A 2142-nucleotide genomic window follows, 5' to 3' on the forward strand; every position below is an offset into this window, starting at 1 on the left:
GGCCCGCTCGGGGCTGCGCACCGCGACGGCGACCCGGGAGACGCCCAGCGCCGCCAGGGCGGCCAGCGCCGACGCGGCGGTCGCGCCGCCGCCCAGCACCAGCGCGGACCCGGCGCCGTCCAGCCCCGCCTCGCGCAGCGCCGTGACGATGCCATGCACGTCGGTGTTGTCGGCGGCGCGCCGCCCGTCCCGCAGGACGAGCGTGTTCGCGCCGCCGACCTTCGCCGCGAGGTCGGACACCGAGTCGGCGAGCGACAGCGCCACCCGCTTCAGCGGCATCGTCAGCGACAGGCCGCGCCACGAGCCGTCCAGGCCGGCGAGGAACCCGGCCAGGCCGTCCTCGCCGACCTCGAACGCGTCGTAGGACCAGTCGGCCAGTCCCATCTCCGCGTACGCCGACCTCGAACGCGTCGTAGGACCAGTCGGCCAGTCCCATCTCCGCGTACGCCGCGCGGTGCAGCACCGGCGACAGCGAGTGGGCGACCGGCGATCCCAGCACCGCGGCCCGGTGGAGGCTCACTTGCCCGCCGGGTGCTTGGCCAGCCACTTGTCCAGCTTGGCCTTCATCGCCGTGAACTCCGCGTCGGTCGTCCCGTACTCGGTGTAGCCCGTGGACGGGTTGGTGGTGACGAAGAACAGCCAGTCGCCCTTGGCCGGGTTCAGCGCGGCCTTCAGCGCGTCCTCGCCGGGGCTGTCGATCGCGCCGATCGGGAGCGGCTTCACCCGGTAGGAGTTGTAGGGCGAGTCGACCTCCGTGTCCTTGTAGGTCACGTGGAGGGTCCGCTTCTTCAGCGCGTACAGCACGGTCGTGTCCAGCTGCAGCGGACGGCCGATCTTGATCCGGTTGTAGAGCACCCGGGCGATCTTCGGGTAGTCCGCCTTGGTGCCGCCCTCGGCCTGCAGCAGGCTGGCGAGGGTGACGACCTGGCCCGGGTCCAGCCGGACGGCCTTGGACCTGCCGACCAGGTCCAGCTCGCGCGCCTGCTGGTTGAACCGCTCGACCATCATCTTGAGGATGTCCTTGGCCGGGGCGTTCGGGTTCAGGTTGTACTGCCCTGGATAGAGGTAGCCCTCCACCCTGCCCTTGGCGTAGGACGGCAGCCCGAGGCCCTTGGCGTCCTTGGCCGCGGTCTCGAAGTTGCGCACCGGGATGCCGGTCTTCTTCGACAGCTTCTCGTAGACCTCGGTCGCGCGCAGTCCCTCCGGCAGCGTGATCATGTTGCCGGCGCGGGCCTTGGGGTCGAGCAGCAGCGCCATCGCCGCCTTGGACGACATCCGCAGCCGCATCTGGTAGTACCCCGGCTGGAGGCTGGACGCCTTCGGCTCGTGCCCGTACACCTTCAGGAACGCCCGGACGCTCTTCACCACGTCGTGCTGCTGCAGCGTCGCGGCGATCGCCGATCCGCTGTCGCCGTCCTTGACCTGGACGATCACGTTGCCGGAGCCCGCGCCGGTGTAGTCCGGCGGATGCATCCGGCCGTCGAGCCAGGCGTAGCCGAGCACGCCGCCCGTGCCGACGATCGCGACCAGGAACGCCAGCGCGAAGAGCACCGCCGCGCGTCCCTTGCCCTTGCGGCGGCGCTGCCTCTTGCGGGAGCGCCGCTGCTCGTCGCGGCCGAGCTCGTCGCCGCGGCTCAGCTGGTCGTCGAGGAGGTGGCCGCCGCCCTGGCCCTGCCCCTGGGGGTGGCCCTGGGCGTGGCCCTGCTCCTGGTAGTCGTCGTACTCGTCGTCGTAGTACTCGTCCTGGGCGTACTGCTCCTGGCCGTGCTGCTGGGCCTGCCCGTGCTGGGCCTGCCCGTGCTGAGCCTGCCCGTAGGGCGGGGCCTGGCCGTGCTGGGCCGCCTGCGGGTGCCCGGGCTGCTCCTGGACCTGCCGGCCGTACTGGTCGTACTGCCCCTGCGCGTACTGCTGCTGCTCGTGCTGCTGGTCGTACTGGCGCTGGTCGTACTGCTGCTGCGCATACGGCTGTTGGTGCTCGTACTGCTGCTGCTCGTACTGTTGCTGCGCGTACGGCTGCTGGTCGTACGGCGGCTGGTCATGCTGCTGGCCGCGGTGCCGGCCCTCGCCGCGCTGCGCCTGGCCGGCCCGCTGGTCGTACCGCTCGGCGGGCTGCCCGCCCTCGGGGCGGCGGCGCCGGCCTCG

At 72.0% G+C, this 2142-nt stretch carries 2 protein-coding genes; both read right to left on the bottom strand.

Features of this window, described 5'->3' with window-relative positions; all coding sequences use genetic code 11:
• Nucleotides 1-384 (bottom strand): shikimate dehydrogenase family protein (locus tag DZF91_RS02655; protein WP_407920870.1); only part of this gene is annotated, 384 nt, incomplete at its 3' end.
• 132 nt (nucleotides 385-516) lie between these two features.
• The coding region (mltG, locus tag DZF91_RS02660) for an endolytic transglycosylase MltG (protein ID WP_235834030.1) at nucleotides 517-2142 on the bottom strand (1626 nt) is incomplete at its 5' end.

The sequence above is a fragment of the Actinomadura logoneensis genome (genome assembly GCF_003428695.1).
GTDB lineage: Bacteria > Actinomycetota > Actinomycetes > Streptosporangiales > Streptosporangiaceae > Spirillospora > Spirillospora logoneensis.